16 protein-coding genes and 1 pseudogene are annotated in these 18,757 nt (G+C 39.3%); 10 read left to right on the forward strand and 7 right to left on the reverse strand.

What is annotated here, in order from left to right; genetic code table 11:
* Positions 1-314: 314 nt before the first annotated feature.
* Positions 315-1,469, reverse strand: coding sequence for an IS110 family transposase (locus tag QUE46_RS08030; RefSeq protein ID WP_286247511.1), 1,155 nt, complete (start codon positions 1,467-1,469; stop codon positions 315-317).
* Between the two features lie 198 nt (positions 1,470-1,667).
* Here QUE46_RS08030 and QUE46_RS08035 point away from each other — a divergent pair, with 198 nt between their 5' ends.
* Both QUE46_RS08035 and QUE46_RS08040 read left to right on the forward strand, forming a co-directional pair.
* Complete coding sequence (locus tag QUE46_RS08035; protein WP_286247522.1) at positions 1,668-2,129, forward strand: hypothetical protein; 462 nt, start codon at positions 1,668-1,670, stop codon at positions 2,127-2,129.
* 286 nt (positions 2,130-2,415) lie between these two features.
* Positions 2,416-3,474 (forward strand): annotated as a pseudogene (locus QUE46_RS08040) (transposase).
* A gap of 301 nt (positions 3,475-3,775) precedes the next feature.
* On the opposite strand, the gene QUE46_RS08045 reads toward QUE46_RS08040, so the two are convergent.
* A complete protein-coding gene (locus QUE46_RS08045) occupies positions 3,776-4,807 on the reverse strand; it encodes a methionine synthase (RefSeq protein ID WP_286247524.1) in 1,032 nt (343 codons plus the stop codon).
* A gap of 29 nt (positions 4,808-4,836) precedes the next feature.
* Positions 4,837-5,811, reverse strand: coding sequence for a DUF1852 domain-containing protein (locus QUE46_RS08050; protein ID WP_286247527.1), 975 nt, complete (start codon positions 5,809-5,811; stop codon positions 4,837-4,839).
* 556 nt (positions 5,812-6,367) lie between these two features.
* Between QUE46_RS08050 and QUE46_RS08055 the strand changes: the two genes are divergently transcribed.
* From QUE46_RS08055 to QUE46_RS08070, 4 genes are all read left to right on the forward strand, one after another.
* Complete coding sequence (locus QUE46_RS08055) at positions 6,368-7,381, forward strand: DUF5924 family protein (RefSeq protein ID WP_286247529.1); 1,014 nt, start codon at positions 6,368-6,370, stop codon at positions 7,379-7,381.
* Between the two features lie 71 nt (positions 7,382-7,452).
* Complete coding sequence (locus QUE46_RS08060; RefSeq protein WP_286247531.1) at positions 7,453-7,689, forward strand: hypothetical protein; 237 nt, start codon at positions 7,453-7,455, stop codon at positions 7,687-7,689.
* A gap of 14 nt (positions 7,690-7,703) precedes the next feature.
* Positions 7,704-8,150 carry a hypothetical protein gene (locus tag QUE46_RS08065; protein WP_286247533.1) on the forward strand — a complete coding sequence of 149 codons (447 nt, stop codon included), beginning with the start codon at positions 7,704-7,706 and terminating at the stop codon, positions 8,148-8,150.
* Between the two features lie 14 nt (positions 8,151-8,164).
* Positions 8,165-9,070 carry a cation diffusion facilitator family transporter gene (locus QUE46_RS08070; protein WP_286247534.1) on the forward strand — a complete coding sequence of 302 codons (906 nt, stop codon included), beginning with the start codon at positions 8,165-8,167 and terminating at the stop codon, positions 9,068-9,070.
* Between the two features lie 13 nt (positions 9,071-9,083).
* Here QUE46_RS08070 and QUE46_RS08075 read toward each other — a convergent pair whose 3' ends face one another.
* A complete protein-coding gene (locus QUE46_RS08075) occupies positions 9,084-10,283 on the reverse strand; it encodes an Nramp family divalent metal transporter (protein ID WP_286247536.1) in 1,200 nt (399 codons plus the stop codon).
* A gap of 429 nt (positions 10,284-10,712) precedes the next feature.
* Between QUE46_RS08075 and QUE46_RS08080 the strand changes: the two genes are divergently transcribed.
* Together QUE46_RS08080 and QUE46_RS08085 are read left to right on the forward strand one after the other, a co-directional pair.
* Positions 10,713-11,513: a hypothetical protein gene (locus QUE46_RS08080; protein WP_286247538.1), complete on the forward strand. Its 801-nt coding sequence runs from the start codon at positions 10,713-10,715 to the stop codon at positions 11,511-11,513.
* Between the two features lie 162 nt (positions 11,514-11,675).
* Positions 11,676-12,335: an NADPH-dependent FMN reductase gene (locus QUE46_RS08085; RefSeq protein WP_286247539.1), complete on the forward strand. Its 660-nt coding sequence runs from the start codon at positions 11,676-11,678 to the stop codon at positions 12,333-12,335.
* 61 nt (positions 12,336-12,396) lie between these two features.
* Here the strand turns inward: QUE46_RS08085 and QUE46_RS08090 are convergent, their stop codons facing one another.
* Positions 12,397-14,412, reverse strand: a complete 2,016-nt coding sequence (locus QUE46_RS08090; protein ID WP_286247541.1) for a TonB-dependent receptor — start codon at positions 14,410-14,412, stop codon at positions 12,397-12,399.
* Positions 14,413-14,646: 234 nt separating this feature from the next.
* On the opposite strand from QUE46_RS08090, the gene QUE46_RS08095 reads away from it, so the two are divergent.
* Positions 14,647-16,464 carry a serine/threonine protein kinase gene (locus QUE46_RS08095; protein WP_286247542.1) on the forward strand — a complete coding sequence of 606 codons (1,818 nt, stop codon included), beginning with the start codon at positions 14,647-14,649 and terminating at the stop codon, positions 16,462-16,464.
* Between the two features lie 49 nt (positions 16,465-16,513).
* Here QUE46_RS08095 and QUE46_RS08100 read toward each other — a convergent pair whose 3' ends face one another.
* Together QUE46_RS08100 and QUE46_RS08105 are read right to left on the reverse strand one after the other, a co-directional pair.
* Positions 16,514-17,038, reverse strand: a complete 525-nt coding sequence (locus QUE46_RS08100) for a hypothetical protein (RefSeq protein ID WP_286247543.1) — start codon at positions 17,036-17,038, stop codon at positions 16,514-16,516.
* Positions 17,039-17,061: 23 nt separating this feature from the next.
* Positions 17,062-18,057: a YHYH protein gene (locus QUE46_RS08105; RefSeq protein ID WP_286247544.1), complete on the reverse strand. Its 996-nt coding sequence runs from the start codon at positions 18,055-18,057 to the stop codon at positions 17,062-17,064.
* Positions 18,058-18,221: 164 nt separating this feature from the next.
* Here QUE46_RS08105 and QUE46_RS08110 point away from each other — a divergent pair, with 164 nt between their 5' ends.
* A complete protein-coding gene (locus QUE46_RS08110; protein WP_286247545.1) occupies positions 18,222-18,653 on the forward strand; it encodes a DUF3859 domain-containing protein in 432 nt (143 codons plus the stop codon).
* The last annotated feature ends 104 nt before the right edge of the window (positions 18,654-18,757 follow it).

Here is an 18,757-nt window from a genome sequence, read left to right on the forward strand (position 1 = left end):
GCGTTGGTATGACTCCCACTGTCAAGTTAAACACACTGATCCTTGCTTAACTTTTTAAGCCATAATTACTTCAGCTCGAATTAGAGCGAGTTAATACATAGGATGAAGCAAGTAATGTCGTCGGTTATCTTGCTGATATTCGTTGGTTATTACTATTTCTAGTAACAGAGCAGACCTTACTTATTTCGTCGGGGCACCTGTCTTCAGTCTATGTTCGTGGTTCAATGCAGCGTTAGCTACATTGCCATCCTAACGCCGTCGGTGGTTGTGCCACTCCCGATGCTTGATCCTATGCATTAACTCTAATTCGTTTATCATGCAGGTACTCTTGCCAATCTAAGTTTTGTATTTACTGGCGTTAGCACCACTTCTTTTGCAATTGCCCATATGTATGCAATCATTTCTCGAGCAATGGCGGTGACAACCAGGTTGTAATGTTTCCCTTTGGCTATCATTTTTTTATAGCGCTTGCAGAGCCTAAGTTGTGCTTTCCACGCAATATCAATAATGTCCTTTGGTAAACCTTCTTGTCGTTTTTGCATATCTGTCGATATATTGGCCGCATACCGATAAGTGTGTGCGCCTTCAACGAGAAGGCGCCTCGCTCGGCCGTTTCCGCATTTTGTGATGGCGCCAATATGGCGTTTACCACCACTCGAGTGCTCACTAGGTACAAGACCAAGATAACTCATTAATTTGCGGGGGTGGTCGAAGCGCGATAAATCGCCAAGCTCAGCAACAACGCCGGTGGCGACTAACAAACGAACACCACGCATAGCTTGTATTGCTTTTACTACAGGATAATAGCGCCATTGATGGACGTGATGTGTTAGCTCATTGTCTAGCCGCTCAAGTCGGCTTATTCGTTCATTAATTGTGTGTAAAAACTCTTGTAAGACGATGTGCTGCGCGGGATGTGGCAACACAAGCTCAGTGAGCCAACGTAAATGTTTTTGCGACCAATTTGCGGTGCCTTTATAATTAATATTATTGCGAAGCAGCAACGCTTTTAACTGATATTTAGCATCTTTTAAATCCTTCATGGCTACTTCGCGTGCACGAGATAAATCGCGTACAGCTTCATCTTCAGGCTCGGGGACATAAATAGGTGTTAAATCTTCAGATTTGAGTAATTTAGCAAGCTTAAGGGCATCACGTTTATCGGTTTTAATCTTCTCACCTGGCTTTTTAGGAATAAGAGAGGGTGCAACCACATAACAGCAATGGCCAAGGCTGGTAATTAATCGGTAAATCCAATAACCACAAGGGCCTGCTTCATAGACAAAGTGTAGCGTTGCGCCAGGGTATTTGGATTCAAACTGACGAACAAGCTTTTGAACGGCCACTTTGGAAGAAGAAATTCGGCCAAGATGAACGGGTTGCGCGCCTCTATGTTCTTCAATATAGGCGACTTCATTGAATTCTTTATGTGTATCAAGTCCGATAAAAAGTATGCTATGTTTGTTCATGTTAGCCTCTGCTATTTAGTTATTTGACAAACTAATTATGGCTCTGGCTTTGAATTAAGCTAACCCACGAAAAGCGGAGGCTAACACCGTGTGGGAGTCATTATGTCTAGTTTGCAAGGAAGCATCGTGCATATCGAATTCTTGAGAGATAAAAATCAAATAATGCCAAAAATAGAAAATCCCTCTAAGATTACTTCTATGAAAATATGGCACTGTAATTTTCACTCACTCAAATCAATCCATGAATGTAATAACTTAGAGCAACTATCTATTGCTACGCTACCTGAAAGTGATTTTGAATTTCTTAGTAAATGCCCAAACTTAAAATTGCTATCAATTGTTCACTTACCTGAAATTGAAAGCTTCGAAAGCTTTCCTATTTTAAACCAACTTGAAACGCTTTCTCTTTCTACGCTACCTAGTTGGGATTCTTCGGGTAAAAAGACAGTAGTAGACTCATTGGCTCCTTTAGCTAATTTGCCTAACCTAAAGCATGTAGAATTGTTTGGCGTTGTGCCAGAAGATTTGTCTAGTGAGAGTCTTAGCATTTTTGATAACCTGCAAAGCGCTCGTTTTTCTAAGTATCCTAAAAGGTTACTAAATGCATTTTACAAACAGTCAGGTGTAAGCGATGATTGGGCACCAGAAATTGCAAACTAACACATATGAACCTCAACTCTGTCAATAGGCAATAGTATTCTTTTTGACCGTTACAAACATTGACGGTCAATTCTAAACCAATAAACAAATTCGTTTACTTCGTCTGTCGATACGGCTGTTAAGCAAGTAGCTTACGGCAAACACATCTAGGGTGCGTTACGCAGTAATCTCTTATTGCGATCTCATCGCAGCCATAGAAAATAAATTAGACACCCATCTTAAATTTTGCTCTTTTTAAAATTGAAGACTACGTTTTAATCAGTGTAAAAAACGAGCTGGGTGTCTTATGGCAATTGCAAGAAAGCGACAAGTAAGTTTGGTTGATACAAAATATTACCATTGTATTTCACGGTGTGTTCGTCGTGCTTTTTTGTGTGGAGAAGATCGTTTTACTGGTCAATCTTACAAGCATCGACGAGGGGGGTTGAGGATAAGTTGCTTGAATTAGCTAAAGTATTTTGTATCGACGTGTGTGCTTATGCCGTTATGAGTAATCACACGCACTTAGTACTGTATGTAGATGATAAAAAAGCGAATAGGCTAAATGATAAAGCGATTATTATTCGCTGGCATAAACTCTGTAAAGGCACATTGTTAACACAAAAATACATACAGGGTGAAAAGCTAAGTAAAGTTGAGCTTATGTTTTTTAATCAAACAGTAAAGCAATACCGAGAGCGCCTATCAAATATCAGCTGGTTTATGCGGTTGTTAAATGAAAACATTGCTCGCAGAGCAAATAAAGAAGATAACTGCACAGGGCGATTTTATTCGCTGCCATCCATGGCGCTCACCCTTCGGGCCGCCTAAGGCGTTCAAAGTTGTTCCATACAACTTTGTGGGAAGGATCTTTCCTTAGAATAAAAAGTAATCTCAAGCACTTCTTGATGAAGCAGCACTTGCAGCCTGCATGGCCTATGTCGATTTAAACCCGATTAGAGCTAAAATGGCTAACAAACCAGAAGAATCAGACCATACCAGTGTACAAAATCGCTTAACATGCGCGGCAGAAGGTAAGCAATCTAAGCAGTTACTACGTTTTGCAGGTATGTCACGTCAGATTATGCCTAAAGGGCTGCCGTTTGAGCTTAAATCGTACCTTGAACTCGTTGAGCTAACAGGGCGAGTAATGCGAGAGGATAAGCTTGGGCATATAAATAATATGACCATTCCTTTGCTAGAAAGGCTTAATATATCACCAGAAAACTGGTTAAAACTCACTACACAATTTACGCGCGTATTTCATGGTGCAGTAGGGAGGCCCACTTCACAAGCAAGTTACTGTGAAAATTTAAAGCGCAAGCGGCGTTCAAATATTAGCAATTGCGAAAAGCTACTCGCATAAATTAAAAATTACTCAGTAAAAATTAAAACTGCAATCTTGCAGTTATTTTCATGCGTGAAATTCAGAAAGCCAACGGGGTCACCCATTAGAAAGTTCCGGTAAATCTTGACTTCATGCATCAAAACATCAATAGGTTAAAAGTTTTTATATAAGTTATTTATAGTCTCTAAAAGCGAAGCGCCTCTAATCCTCTTTGTGAATTAGTATTTTTTAAATACCTAAACGCCTAAATTATGAGCGCACTTATTTAAACTAACTAAGTGCGCTGGTTTTAATAACAGTGTTGCTTTTGAAGTAAGCTTTATTGTGTTGATAGCTCTTTTCTTACTATTTCCGCGCCTTTACTGAGTGCATTAAGCTTAGCGTTTGCAACTTCGCGCGAAAGCGGGGCCATGCCGCAGTTAGTACAGGGGTAGAGTTTGTCGGCATCTACAAACTGTAGGGCTTTGCGTAAAGTAGCGGCTACTTCTTCGGGTGTTTCTATTTCATTGCTGGCAACATCAATAGCACCCACCATTACTTTTTTACCACGAATGAGTTCGAGTAAATCCATAGGGACGTGCGAGTTGTGGCACTCTAATGAGATAATATCAATATTTGATTGCTGTAATTTAGGAAAAGCTTCTTCGTACTGGCGCCATTCATTGCCGAGTGTTTTTTTCCAATCGGTGTTGGCTTTAATGCCGTAGCCGTAGCAAATATGTACTGCGGTTTCGCACTTTAACCCTTCAATTGCGCGCTCTAGACAGGCAATGCCCCAATCGTTTACTTCATCAAAAAATACATTAAACGCGGGCTCATCAAATTGGATAATATCTACGCCAGCGGCTTCTAGCTCTTTGGCCTCTTGGTTGAGTATTTTGGCAAATTCCCACGCTAGTTTTTCGCGGCTTTTGTAATGGTCGTCATACAGTGTGTCTATCATGGTCATTGGGCCGGGTAGTGCCCACTTTATAGGTTGGTTAGTTTGTGAGCGCAAAAACTTAGCGTCTTCTACAAATACAGGTTTTTGGCGGCTAACAGGGCCCACTACGCTTGGTACACTTGCATCGTAACGGTCGCGTATTTTTACCGTTTTTCGTTTTTCAAAATCAACACCGTTAAGGTGCTCTATAAATGTAGTTACAAAATGTTGGCGTGTTTGCTCGCCATCGCTCACTATATCAATACCTGCTAGTTGCTGTGAGTGAAGCGCAATGCGCAGGGCGTCTTTTTTGCCTTCAATGAGTTCGTTGTTTTTAAGCTTCCACGGCGACCAAAGGGTTTCTGGCTCTGCAAGCCATAAAGGCTTTGGTAAACTGCCTGCTGTAGATGTAGGTAATAATTTTTTCATAATAAGGGTGACCATTTATTAAAATAAGGTTAGACGTTTGCTGATGTAAATTGCTCAAGTACTGATTTATACGGTTTTATAAAATGCTCTTCAGCAAACTTGCCTTGTTCGGCGGCTAATTTACTGCGCTCATCTCTGTCGTAAATAATTTGCGTGAGTGAGTGGTCGGCATTTTTTAAATTAGGCTTAAAGGCGTTACCCGCTTTGGCATTGGCGTTATAAATTTCTGGGCGATAAATTTTTTGAAAGGTTTCCATTGTGCTAATGGTGCTTATTAGCTCAAGGTTGGTGTAATCGTTTAGTAAATCACCAACAAAAAACAATGCAAAAGGGGCTGCGCTATTTGCAGGCATAAAGTAACGCACTTGTAGGCCCATTTTTTTAAAGTATTGCTCTGTTAACGAAGATTCGTTTGGTTGGTATTCAATGCCTAAAATAGGGTGCTGGTTGGCAGTGCGGTGATAGGTTTTGTTATCTGACACACTTAAGCAAATTACCGGTGGCTTTTTAAAGTATTGCTTATAAGTGTTTGAACTTACAAACGACTGAAACAACTTACCGTGCAGCTCACCAAAATTATCGGGAATACTAAATTGTGGTTTATTTTTATTATGTTGCTGAAGTAACACGCTAAAGTCGTAGTCACGAACGTACGAAGAAAAGTTATTACCAACAATACCTTCTATGCGCTTGTTTGTTTTGGTATCAATAATATTCGTTTTTAATATTTCTATAGAAGGAAAGCGTTGGCTGTTTTCATCTAAACCAATATCTACAGAAATAATCTCAAGCTCTACGCTGTAGCGCTCAGCAGTTGGGTTATCCCAATTAGCTAAGGTGTTAAAGCGGTTGTTGATCATATTTAGCGCTTTTCTTAAGTTTTGTTGGCGGTGCTCGCCACGTGCTAAATTTGCAAAGTTAGTAGTAATACGGGTGTTTTCAGCGGGTTGGTAGTTTTCATCAAGGCGCTGACTTTTAATATTAAATGTAATGTTTTTACTCATGGTGATTCTATCCATATTGTATATTTAAAACCTGAGCCTTTAGCGTGCTTAAAGGGTGGTTTTGTAATAAACAGGCTTAATGCTTATAAGCGCTGGCCGATGGATAATTTATACGTTGATTGGTGCTTTAATAAAAACGGTTTAATTTCACATAAAACATGAGTTTGATTCATTTATATAAATTAAATGCGTTACTAAGAGCGCATATCTCTGTGTTTGGGCGTGTAAAAAATTAGTGCAGCGTACAATTTGTAGGTGTTTAGACGTCTAGAAGTGTTTGTTGTGGTAAATTCACGTTGTTCATTAATAAAATTCAGGCATGGCTGTAACCCTTATTTTAATTAACTTTCAGAGTTACAATTTTAAAAATGACTGTAATTTTACGGTGCGTTATAGGCTTTTTTTTATTAAAAAAGCGGTTATAAGGGGTTTGTTTTTAATGCAACAACTAATAATAATACCTGCAGGCATCTATGTGTTGTTCATCTACGCTTAGTTACACTGATTTAACTAACTTGATAATAATAAAGTACATTATGCACGGACGTTCAAATAAATGAACAAACTAAAAAATCTCATTACACAATTTATAGTGGCAATGCAAAAAAGGCCAGGGCTATTGGCAGTATTGGCATTTTGCTCAGGTGTTGCAAGCTATGTAATGGTTGAGAGAAAAGAGTCGTTCTCACAGGTTATTGCCATTGTTTTACTGGTGAGCTGGTTTTGGTTGATTATTGATAACTGGCTACGCGATAAAGTTCAAGAGCGCTTTGGGCTAGCTGTATCTCCCAATGTAATACGCTTTGCACTGCAAATGGTGCAGCAAGAAAGCCTATTTTTTGCGTTACCGTTTTTTTTAGCGGTTACTCAGTGGGATCACCCACAAGCATTATTTACTTCGCTGATTATTTTATGTGCCTTAATATCGGTAATAGATCCATTTTATTATAAAAAGTTAGCTAAAAACCGCACGCTATTTACCGTGTTTCATAACTTTGCATTGTTTGTGGTTTTGCTTGTTACGTTACCTATTTTATTAAACCTAACTACGAGTCAAAGCTTAGCCATTGCACTTATAACCTCAGTGCTTATTACTTTACCAAGCTTAACAAACTTAATGCCTGATGCGCGCTGGTGGCGTTTCCCTATTTTAGTTTTAATGTTGTGTTCAATAAGCGCCGGGGTTTGGCAGCTTCGCAGCTTTGTACCGCCAGCAGCCCTGCGTTTAACCGATATTACCTTGGCACACAAAGTAGATGTTGAGCATAAAAAACCACTAGGAAGTATAGATACTCTTGATTTATATACACTTCATCATGAAGGGTTATACACATGGACTGCTGTAAAAGCGCCAAGAGGTTTAAACGAAAAAATATTTCATGTATGGATACACAATAAAAAAGAGGTCGACAGAATTACGCTCAGTATTAATGGCGGGCGAAAACAAGGCTACAGAGCATGGACGCATAAAGTAAATTTTCCGCATGACGCTCAAGGCAAATGGCAGGTAAAGGTGGTAACCGAGTCGGGGCAACTTATAGGGCTTACGAAATTTATTGTTACACCTTAAGGCTATAAATACGCTGATAATCAACTTTGAATTTGATACGCTATTTTTACATTACTTAATGGATGAGTGTTATGAGCATTGCTTTAGATATTGTTATGTGGCTGATGATAGATACCATTTTTGGGTTCATTTTGTATTCTACCGGCTGCGCAATTTTAAATGTATTCACCTTTGGTAAGTTTAAAGCTGATATTAAAGATTACGTGAGCTTTAAGGCAAATAAAGCTAAAAACGTTTACCTAATATGTTTGCTTGGTTTTAGCTTTTACGCAGCGTTAATTGGTTTTGTTGCTTACCTAAGCCAATAAAATATACAACGCCTATGAAACAAAATAAATTTTTAGTCATTGCAGGCACTTTGAGCTTTATAGCGTCACTTTTACATATTGCCTGTATTTTTGGCGGCCCTGATTGGTATCGCTTTTTTGGTGCTGGTGAACACATGGCGCAGTTGGCTGAGCAGGGCAGTATCTATCCTACCTTTGTTACTTTAATTATATCAGCCATACTTGCTATTTGGGGCATGTATGCGCTCTCTGGCGCGCGCGTTATTTTAAAGCTCCCTTTATTAAAAACTGCTTTGGTATTAATAACAGGTGTTTATTTAGTGCGCGGTATTGCAGGTTTAACCATTCCTTTTTTAACTACCAGCCAGGCCATTCATCATAACTCAATAGAATTTTGGATTGTGAGCTCAACTGTTTGCGGTATTTATGGGCTGTTTTATTTATTGGGTACGCTTGAATATTTACGTCAGCGAAAGCAATAAACTTAAGGAGTATTATGAGTCACGATCACAGCCATCATATTAGTCACTATAATCGTGCGTTTGCTATAGGGGTTTTACTTAATCTTATCTTTGTAGCGATAGAAGCAGGGTATGGATTTTTTGCCAACTCCCTCGCGCTTTTAGCCGATGCAGGGCATAACCTAAGTGACGTGGTTAGTTTATTACTTGCATGGGGAGCAAATGTTTTGGCAAGTAAAGCAGCTACCGATAAGCGTACCTTTGGCTATAAAAAATCAACGGTACTAGCGTCTTTAGCGAGCTCTGTTTTACTTATGGCTGCACTTGCTAGCATAGCCTGGCATGCCATTGAGCGTTTTGAAAACCCTCAGCCGGTTACAGGCATGACGGTTATAGTGGTTTCGCTTATTGGTGTAGTAATTAACACATTAACTGCGTTGTTGTTTGTGCAAGGGCAAAAGCACGATTTAAATATTAGAGGTGCTTTTTTACACATGGCGGCAGATGCAGCAGTGTCTTTGGGTGTGGTAATTGCTGGCGTTGTTATTTTATTTAAAAATTGGCAGTGGGTAGACCCTGTTGTAAGTTTGAGTATTGTTGTGATTGTGTTTATTGGCACATGGGGATTATTTAAAGACTCGCTCAATTACGCCACAGACGCGGTACCCAAAAACATTAGTATAGAAAAACTAAAGCAGTATTTTTTAAGCATTGAGCATATAACTGATGTGCATGGGCTACATGTGTGGCCACTAAGTACCACTGAGTCTGCGCTTATTGTTCACTTAGTAACTGACAACAACGCATTAAATAACGACTTTTTAATTGAAGTACAGCACCATTTACATGACCACTTTGACATTGAACACGCCACCATTCAAGTTGAAAGCAGCCAAGGCAGCGAAGGTTGCATGTTTAACCATAGGCATGCCCATGGTTAAACGTTAATTGGTTTTAAAAAATCAAGCCTGATAGCTTGTAACAACTTAACGAAAATATAAGGAGTAACACGGGTAAAATAACTACATTTAAAACCGTTGAGTTAGTGTATTTTCCCATCACCGATTTTTGGTTAACTAACCACACTAAATACGCGGTAATTATGGGTAGCAGCAACCCATTTGCAGCTTGTGCAAATATAATTACCGCAACAGGGTCAAGCCCCAATGATGCTACAAATGCACCAAAGGCTAAAATAGTGATAGCTACAGCTTTAAAACGGGTATTACTCATTTCGCTAGACCAGCCAAGCATACCACAAACCGCATACGCACCAGCTAATGGAGCTGTTATTGCACTGGTTAACCCAGCGGCAAATAAACCAATAGCAAAAAAGTAATGCGCTGCTTCGCCAAGTAATGGCTCAAGTTGCACGGCCATGTTTGCTGCACTAATTTTTCCGGCTTCGGTGCCATAAAAGGCAACAGATGCGGTTGATAAAATGGCAAGGGTGATCACCCCACCTAATGTAATTGATAAACCAGTATCGAGGTTCGTTTGTTTAATAACAGTGTCTTTATCACTTTTAGAATGATCTTGCGCTGCTAAAACACCTGAGTGCAAAAATAAGTTATACGGCACAATGGTTGTGCCAATGAGGGCCAATACCGTAGTAATTGAGCCACTTGGCATTGTAGGTATAAACCCAGCGAGTACCTTAGCCATTGGTGGCGCAGCCATAATTAGAGTAGATATAAATACCAGACTCATGAGGATCACCAGCAGTATTAATGCGTTTTCTACCACTTTGTGCTTACCACTGTATAAAAGAATGGCACTACACACAGCAATTAGCGGCGTCCATATTTGTGCGCTTATCCCAGGAAAAATACCAACTAGCCCCATGCTTGCACCACTGAGGTTTCCGGCTTCATATGCAGCACTGCCTACACCAATTGCACTTATTACTAAAAAGCTAGCAAGCGCTTTAAGATAAGGGGTTTTAATGTTTGCACGTAACGCTTGTGCTAAATCTTGCCCTGTTGCTACGCCTAATCGAGCAGCCATAGACTGCAGCAAAATAGTGGCAATAACCGAAAAGAGTAATGTCCAAATTAATGCAAATCCAAAGTTTGCACCGGCAACACTTGCCGTGGTGATTGTTCCGGGGCCAATAAATGCAGCTGTTACAAGTAATCCTGGGCCAAATCGCATACTGTTACCTTAATATTTACTTTTAAATTTAGAACAACGTTTTATTACGTTGAACCTAGATTGCTGCCACATTATGTGCCATGCAGCGAGTGTCCCACCTTGGCTAATTAACCTTAAACTCTGGGTAATTATTTTTAATATGGTTATTAAAAAGCCGCGTAGGATACCAACTTATATATAGAATTAAAGAGCCAAGCGTTTACCTGCTTGTTAATCACACAATATGCGCTAGTTATATTTATAAATCAGTCATGTGCGTTGTAGGTTTCTTTTTTATCCTACCTTATAGATTGCAAAATGAGCAAGATACTTAGCTATTTTAAAGAGATGCGCTATTTTTAAAATAAATTGTTCAAAAAGGCATCTTTTTATTGCTAAGCGTCGTTATATAGCACTATTATGCGCAACTTTTTGGTGTTGGACCTATTAATGAATACTTACCTAAAAATATTTCAATTAATCAGCGTTATGACGCTTGCTTTAGTGCCGAGTAAAAGCGTTGCAAATGAATCGCTACAAGAGCTTGAGGTAGGTGTAGGCGGTAATATAAAAAGCGTTGCAAGTACCGATTACGCTGATGAAAAGTTAAATATTCATATACATCCCTTATGGGAAAGCCATTATGTAACAGAAGGGCGGGATAATTTGCCTAATAGCGCCTTAGCATCTATAGCGAGCGAAATAAATTACAATGCTTTTACGTTTATTCCGTGGTTAGCAACAGGCACTGATACTGATTACGATGAGCTAAATTTAAATGCTATTTATACAGCTCAACTTGCAGAGCAGGTTACTTTGTATGCAGGTTACACCCATATAAAAGCACGCGAGGAAGGTGTAAATTCTACAGATAATGAGCTTAGCCTAGATATAAATTATGCTTATTCACAAGATTTTCATGTATTAGCAAGTATTTACCATTCGTTATCACTTAGTGGCTCTTTTATAGATCTGGCAATTAAAAAAGAGTATGCATTTAATGATTTAATGCTATTGGAGCTGCAAACTACGGCTGGCTTTAATAGCGGTTATGTAAGCGATGGGCACAATGGCCTAAACAACGTAAAGCTAGCTGCTAATTTATCTTATCAGCTATTAGATAATGTTATGTTATCTGGCTATGCCAGTTACAGCGTTGCAATAAATAAAGATGCTGCTCAATACAGCGGTGATGAGAATTTGCGATCCTTATTTTGGGCAGGGCTTGGCGTTAGTTATCAATTTAATTAAAAGTCGGCTTGGCGTTAACATTAAAATGTAAATGATATAGGCCTCCCATATTAATTTTTGCTTTTATGGCAAAAATTTGTGAAAACAAATATAAGCCTCGCATTTTTAATATGTTTTAAGTTTAAGGTATAGTGGGTACAACACTCAATGAAGGAGTCTTTCATGAAATTTTTAGTTTTTTTAGGCACCGTTAGAGATAGCACTCCCCCTAAGCCAGCGCGATTAGGAGAGCGAGTGGCTAAGTCATGCCTTAAATGTTTAAACGAGCGCTACAGCGAGCACGAATTTGAACTTATAGACGCGCTCGACTTTCCTTCTGAAGATGTATTTAAGCCGCATTTTGCTTATGCAAAAAGCCAAGCACCTTCTAATTTAACAGCCTTAGCAGATAAAATCAGCCAAGCCGATGGCTATATTATGATAAGCCCAGAGTACAATCATAGTATGAGCCCTGCATTAGCTGATTTATTAAGTCACTTTGGCAGCTCGTTATTTTCCTATAAGCCAAGCGCTATTGTCACCTATTCGGCAGGGCAATGGGGAGGGCTACGTGCGGCAATTAGTTTGCGTACCTTTTTATCAGAACTCGGCTGCTTGCCAGTCTCTGCAATGGTGCATGTACCTAAGGCGCAAGAGGTACTAAATAGCGATGGTTCAATGCAAGAGGGTGAAGAAGAAAAATCGTGGTTTAATTATTATTCGCGTACTTTTAGCCAACTTATGTGGTGGGCACAGGCGAGCAGCCAACATAGTCAAAACGTCGATCCCCACGCTATGTTAAAAAGCTTTAAAACTTCGCCTTCTCAGCGAAATGCACCTTAAAAAAAGTATTAAGGTGCGCTTTTATATGTGTGCTGTGTTTATATACAGTGATTGTGTTTGATTAAAATAATAAGCTAATAGTTAAGCGGGCTGTACGAGGTTCAATAGGATGAAAGTGATTATCTTCAACACCTTGTGCAGGCTCACCCGGTAGGCGCGAAGCGTAGTAGTAATCTATATCGTGATCGGTACTATCAAATAAATTTAGTAGTTCTAGGTCTACTTTCCAGTGAGTTTGTTTATAGCTAAGAGCACTATTAACTACTGTTAATGGGTTTGATCGTTTATCACCGTCATCAGTTAATGTACGTTTACCAATATGACGTACTCTAATTGATGACTGCCATTGTTCACTTATATGCCAGTTTAAGCCTGTACTTGCTACTACCGGCACAGCACCTTCTATGTAGTTATTTTCATCATTAATATCTAAGCGAGAATGTGTAAACGAGGTTTCTAAATCAATACTAAACTTGTCGTTTATCCAGTAATAAGCGCTCATTTCTAATCCGTAACGCTTAGACGCGTCACTAGGCTCTGTATTGCCTGCGTCTCCTACAAACAATAGCTCTGAGTCGAGGGATAACCACCAAAGTGCAGCCGATATATTAAACTTTTGCTCATCAGCAAATCTTAATCCAATTTCAGCGCCTTCACTTTTTACTAATAGGTCGACTTTATTTGCAGGCTCACCTGTAATTGGGTCGATACTTATTGTAGAACCACGCGCATCGTTAGAGTGAAATGATTGCCCCCAATTTGCATAGGTAGCAAGTACACTATTGAAGCGGTAATTTAAACTTGCTTTTAAACTAACTAAGTCATCGCTCGCTTTACCTGAATTGGCATTAGCAGTACTGGTTACGTTTGAATTAAAATAGTCATACCTTACACCAGCGGTGGCCTCTAATTTTGGGGTAAGTAAAAATTTAGACTCCCAAAAGCTTGAGTAACTAGTTTGCTTTAGTGCGTCTTGTCTTACCGTATTAAGTTGCTTTCTTGCTTTTGTATTATAAAGCCCTACGTTATCTATGTCATCGTGGCGAAGCTCAATCCCTGCAGTATGTTGCATGTTTATAGCTAGTGTTTGAGTGTCGAACTGATAGCTTAAATTAGTGCCATAAATAGTGCGGTTATCTTGCTGATTAAACTGATCGCCATTAATTGGATCATTTAAAAAGTAACTAAAATTAGAATACAGATTTAAATCGTAATTAATGATATAAGCGCTGGCTTTAACATGCTCACTTTGCCAGTTAGTTGATAAACTATAACGGCTAGAGCTGCCACCAAGGGTGGTATCTAGTGAGCCTAATTGATTTATTATACCTTGGGTTACAGCCCGCTGAGGAATTTGATCTGCTGAGTTCCATGCATTGTCGTAAGCCATTGCACTTATTGATAGGTCGCCATTAAAGGCTTTACCTACATAGCGTAATAAGGCATTTTTTTTATTGACGTCTTCGTTTATTTTATCCCATGGGCCGTCGTAACCTTGCCATTCTGCGGCTGCAATTAGTTTTCCTGTTGTAAGGTTTGTAGAGCCAAGTACTACAGCACGCTTATAATTATCCTCTCCTATGGCGAGCTCTATTTGTTGATGTTTTAAATCGTCAGCTAATTTAAACTGTGCACTACCTGCGCTTGAAAAGTCACCTTGTGATGCACTGTATGACCCTTTTTGGTAATTTATTGTTGAAATTGCTTCAGGAATAATAAAGTTTAGATCTGTGTAACCTTGGCCGTGACCATGGCTTCGCATATTTATAGGCATGCCCTCAATGCTGGTGGCAAAATCAGTACCGTGATCAAGATTAAACCCTCTAATAAAATATTGATTAGCCTTACCCGAGCCACTGTGTTGAGTGACTGCCATACCTGGTATAAGCTCTAACATTTCGGCACTTCTGAGCATAGGGCGTTGCTGTATTTCTCCTTGGCCAATAATTCCGCTCGACGCACTAATTGAGTTACCAATTAAGCCATCTCTATGCCCATAAACTGTGATGGTTTCTATATTCGCGTAACTGCAAGTGCTATATAAAGTGCTCAGTGTAAGTAATGCTAATCTCTTCATTGCTAAAATCCCTATGTATTTATTATTTAAAATAAGCTGCTAGATTAAATACGGGGAGGCGAGGACATTGGATGCAACAATTGTTAGCACAGTGTAATGATTAATCTTAAACGCGGAGCTAGCGCGCCTTTTAGTTATGAATAAAACGACCTAGTAAGTATTGTAATCTGCCTATATAACGCTAATAATCAACTATCTAGCCCTCACAAAAACACATTAAACAAAGAGCCTATATTGAAAGCCAAAGAAATTCGCAACTTTTATATTAACGAAGAGCAATCTGTTTATTTGCTTTCACATAGAGATGCCAAAAAACACCGTCAATGGCTAAATATTTGTATTAAACAACTGACTGCCCTTGGGTATAAAAATGTAGAGATGATTGGCTCTGGCGCATTTGGGTTTGTGTTTGCTGGTAATGACGAAAACGCCTTACCTTGGGTGTTTAAGTTCTCGCGTATTACGCTTGCCCAAAGTGTGCGCGATCGCCTAGAAGACGAAGCGTATATGCTCTCGCAAATTGATAATCCGCTCGTGCCAACCTTTTATGCTTTTGAGCGAATAAAAAAGCAAGGCATTTTAATGATGGCACGCGCCATTGGCGAAGATCTGGAAAAGGTATCGCTAAAAAAAGGGCGCTTTAGTGCTGCCCATATTATGCGTTTAGCTGTGCGCTTGCGTAATGTATTAATTGATCTGCGTAATCATAAAAACGGTTTAACCCCTCAACCTATAGTACATGGTGATATAAAACCTTCTAACTTGGTGTGGGATGAGCAAAGCGATGCGCTGTCTTTAGTTGATTGGGGAAGCTCTGTTTACGCACAGGTTGATAGTAATGGCGAACCTATAGCCAGTAATTTTATGGATTTAATGTCGGGCGATTTAAGCACTACTAATGCCAGAATGGGCGATGTGTATTTTATTGGTGATGCGCAAATGTCGGGGGAGCAATCATCTCCACGTTTTGATGAGCAAGGCGTTGCTTCTACTTTATATGCACTTGCCTCTGCTCAATCGTGTCGTTTTGGCGCGCAAGCTATTCCTGCAAGCTCACTTGGCTTACCTAAAGAGCTTGCTAATGTAATTGATGGCATGCTTTCTAAAAATAAAACCATACGGGATGGTGCTGGCGATTACTTTATGCGTAACATTACTAAAATGGCTAAGGCGTATTTACCTGAGCTTAAAAAAGACGAGCCTCGTCCTGCAATTCCGTATTGGTTTGGCAAAGGTGATAAGCCCGACACCGTAGTATATAGCTCGCGCAAACAGTTTTTACGACAGGCCGATCATAACCAGCACTTGCTTGATGTTAACGATGCACAATTAGACCGCTACTATAAAGAGTTTTTGTTTGATACCGGCGATACCGAAAAAGCCTTTTTGGCTTCTATTAGTCGCTTAGCTAAGTATCCGGTAGTGGGTGGATTGAGTTTTCATTGGAAAGATGAATTGTTGTTTGTTGAGTCATCGCTTATTATGCATGATGAAAGTTTAAAAATAGCCTTTACTGATGCTATAAATAATACCGTTATGCTGGCTCAAGCGATAAGTCAAAAAGGTTTATTTAAATGTTGCTTATTTGACGCGCGTAAAACTATTCAATTAGAGCGAGATGGAACCGGGGCGTTTAAGTTTGATAACCTCCCTGAGCTTGAGTACGAAGTGGTAAGTATGAAGGCTAACGAAATTGCACGTCCGCATTCTTACTTTGAAGACGGTAAAGACCCTGATGAGCAGCTGCAACTTCCTAAAAAAGTGATTAGATGTGTGTTTGAGCTAAACCAAATTCATCACACGGGTTGTATAATATTTGAAGCACTGCCAGATCGAATTAAAATACACCATTACTATCGCCTACTTGATGAAAGCAAAGAAGCAGAGTTTAAACGCTTACTTAATAAATTAATGCAGTATGCAGTTAACATTACTGATGTAGGGGTAGCGGGATTTATGAAGCTTCCTTATAAAAACACCCGCGAATTTTCGCTTTGCGAAAAACAACCAGAAAATTTCTTTCCTAAAAATCCTAAATTATTAGCCCAGTAAAAAAGGGCAGCTTAATAGTAAGTCTGCCCTTGGCTACTTAATTGTTAGTTTAAAACACTGTGCTAAAGGGCGTACGCGGTGTTAAAGCAAACTGATGAGTCATTTTTTGTTGCTTGTTAGTGGCGGTAATGTGGTATTTATTTAAATCAGAACTTTGACTAAATAACCTAACGTTTAATTTCAGCTGCTTACTTATAAGTGGCAGTGTATATCGGCCCGTAATAGTTATGTGCTCAATGTTATTAGTATCCGCATGAGATACTTCAGGATTTAATAATAAGCCCTCTAAAGTAAACTTATAATGGTGATCGTTTAAATAAACCCCTCGCTTTATAGTTTTGCTTATTTGCTTTTTATGGGCGTTAAATTCATCTATAGAGACTTTTTTATTTAAATCATCATCAAGGTCATTAAATGCTGAAATAGGAAGCGAGAGCACTATAAAGGCATGGTTATCAATCACATTTAATGTTCCGTGTTGAGCAACCATTAAATGTGCATAAGCAACCGGTGTTATAACAATGTTGGCTACTAAAATTAGCGCAATCAGTGCTTTTTTATGTAATTTCATCATACTTACTTTCCCTATCAGTAAATTTACAGCTCGCCTTTAACACAGCGTTGAAAAAACGGATAAGTATCGGTTGCGTAGTAATGGTATATGCCTTCAGGAAATTCAGGGGTTACGCCAAAACGGCCGTTGCATTCATCTAAATCGCCAGAGCCAGCTACATATTCCCAATCTTGTTCAAAAGTACCCAGTGGATAAATATCGGTAGAAGGGCGGTTATCGCTTACAGTACTAATATGTTGGTAGCTACCTGCCATCACTTTTAGTGACGAATTTGCATCATCAGCGGTGCTGTAGCCATAACGCGCATAAATAGGAAACCCGTCAGCTGCCCATGCAATTAAGGTCATTGTTGAACTATTGCCGCCTCTAAGGGCAACAAATCCCTCTGGCATGCCATGGTAATGATAGGTGCCATCGGGCTGTACATGCGCGTTGTTATCATCAGTACCAAAACTGAAGGTATCTTGGCTTAGTGCTTCAATACTCCAGTTGCCGCTATTATCGCCAAGCGAGCAATTATCGCCAGAATCATCACAGCTGCCGCCGGTACCTGCATCAATTTTAACGCCATTTAGTACTATGCCTAACACGCCGCGTGGGCCGCCCATTAAGGTTGCGGTATCGCTTTGTATAGGCGTTAACGTAAAGCTCTCACTCACAGTTTGTTCAGAAATGGTGTTTGGATTATCGGGATTAGGAAACGTGCCTACGTTATGATCGGGTATACCATTAGCGACTACATCTCGTGTTGTCCCTGTACATGCCCAATCAGCAGAGCTGGTGGTTTGTACTGATGTAGAGTCGTTGTATTCATTGTAACTGTATTGACATAGCACTAGCTCGGTAGAGCTGCTGCTACTTGTTGCTGTTGAAGTATCACTGCTTGAACTGGTAATTTCATCAGAGGCGGTTGTTAGGCTTTGCTCATTACTACCACATGCAACAATAGAGGAAATTGCTGCACTTAATAACGCAATTTTTAATAGTTTAGTTTTATTACATAGTGAGTGACTCATCATACATTGCCAATTAAGTACTAATTGACGCTATATTTGATCTTAAATGTGCAAGCAATGTGCAAAAATAAATCAACATTGAGTATGTTTGTTAATTAGGTGATTTTACTTAAGCATTATGTATTATAAAATCAGTGTTTTAACAGCCCAAAATAAAGAATGGTGCAATGGCAAAATCAAAACCTGAGGTGTCGATTCAAAGTTGTGGGATTTATTCTACATGGGATAGTAAAAGTAAAGCATTACCACAAATTGAGCAATTTACAACCAATGTAATTGCTAAGCTTGATGTTGAATTTGGCTTAATAATTAATATCAAAAAAGCCAAAGGTGAAAAACTCCACTTTTGTATTTATCACCCCAATATACCAGACAGTAATGGCGAAATAATGCCGCCCTTTGAAGGCATTGAATACATTAAAGAGAACGACTGGCAATTTTATTTAGGTGATACTCTGTGGGAGCCTATTGAAAATAAATTAGGTGATTGGAGAATGACACTTAGCCTTAATAACAAAATTATTGCCGATAAAACATTTAACGTTGCGCTTGCAGAGCAAGGCTCTGTAAATGATTTTTGGCGTAAACGAGGTTACTAAGCCCCAAAATGGCAGAGCTAAAAAAAGCCAATATAAATTGGCTTTAAAAATATAACTTAACCTGAACTCTGGTTATGAGATATACCAACATATTTTATCGTGAT

The sequence above is a fragment of the Pseudoalteromonas sp. MM1 genome (assembly GCF_030296835.1).
In the GTDB taxonomy this organism is placed as follows: domain Bacteria; phylum Pseudomonadota; class Gammaproteobacteria; order Enterobacterales; family Alteromonadaceae; genus Pseudoalteromonas.

Coding starts and splice junctions, on each gene's coding strand:
- QUE46_RS08030 (WP_286247511.1), bottom strand. CDS start 1,469: ATGAACAAACATAGCATACTTTTTATCGGACTTGATACACATAAAGAA.
- QUE46_RS08035 (WP_286247522.1), top strand. CDS start 1,668: ATGAAAATATGGCACTGTAATTTTCACTCACTCAAATCAATCCATGAA.
- QUE46_RS08045 (WP_286247524.1), bottom strand. CDS start 4,807: ATGAAAAAATTATTACCTACATCTACAGCAGGCAGTTTACCAAAGCCT.
- QUE46_RS08050 (WP_286247527.1), bottom strand. CDS start 5,811: ATGAGTAAAAACATTACATTTAATATTAAAAGTCAGCGCCTTGATGAA.
- QUE46_RS08055 (WP_286247529.1), top strand. CDS start 6,368: ATGAACAAACTAAAAAATCTCATTACACAATTTATAGTGGCAATGCAA.
- QUE46_RS08060 (WP_286247531.1), top strand. CDS start 7,453: ATGAGCATTGCTTTAGATATTGTTATGTGGCTGATGATAGATACCATT.
- QUE46_RS08065 (WP_286247533.1), top strand. CDS start 7,704: ATGAAACAAAATAAATTTTTAGTCATTGCAGGCACTTTGAGCTTTATA.
- QUE46_RS08070 (WP_286247534.1), top strand. CDS start 8,165: ATGAGTCACGATCACAGCCATCATATTAGTCACTATAATCGTGCGTTT.
- QUE46_RS08075 (WP_286247536.1), bottom strand. CDS start 10,283: ATGCGATTTGGCCCAGGATTACTTGTAACAGCTGCATTTATTGGCCCC.
- QUE46_RS08080 (WP_286247538.1), top strand. CDS start 10,713: ATGAATACTTACCTAAAAATATTTCAATTAATCAGCGTTATGACGCTT.
- QUE46_RS08085 (WP_286247539.1), top strand. CDS start 11,676: ATGAAATTTTTAGTTTTTTTAGGCACCGTTAGAGATAGCACTCCCCCT.
- QUE46_RS08090 (WP_286247541.1), bottom strand. CDS start 14,412: ATGAAGAGATTAGCATTACTTACACTGAGCACTTTATATAGCACTTGC.
- QUE46_RS08100 (WP_286247543.1), bottom strand. CDS start 17,038: ATGATGAAATTACATAAAAAAGCACTGATTGCGCTAATTTTAGTAGCC.
- QUE46_RS08105 (WP_286247544.1), bottom strand. CDS start 18,057: ATGATGAGTCACTCACTATGTAATAAAACTAAACTATTAAAAATTGCG.
- QUE46_RS08110 (WP_286247545.1), top strand. CDS start 18,222: ATGGCAAAATCAAAACCTGAGGTGTCGATTCAAAGTTGTGGGATTTAT.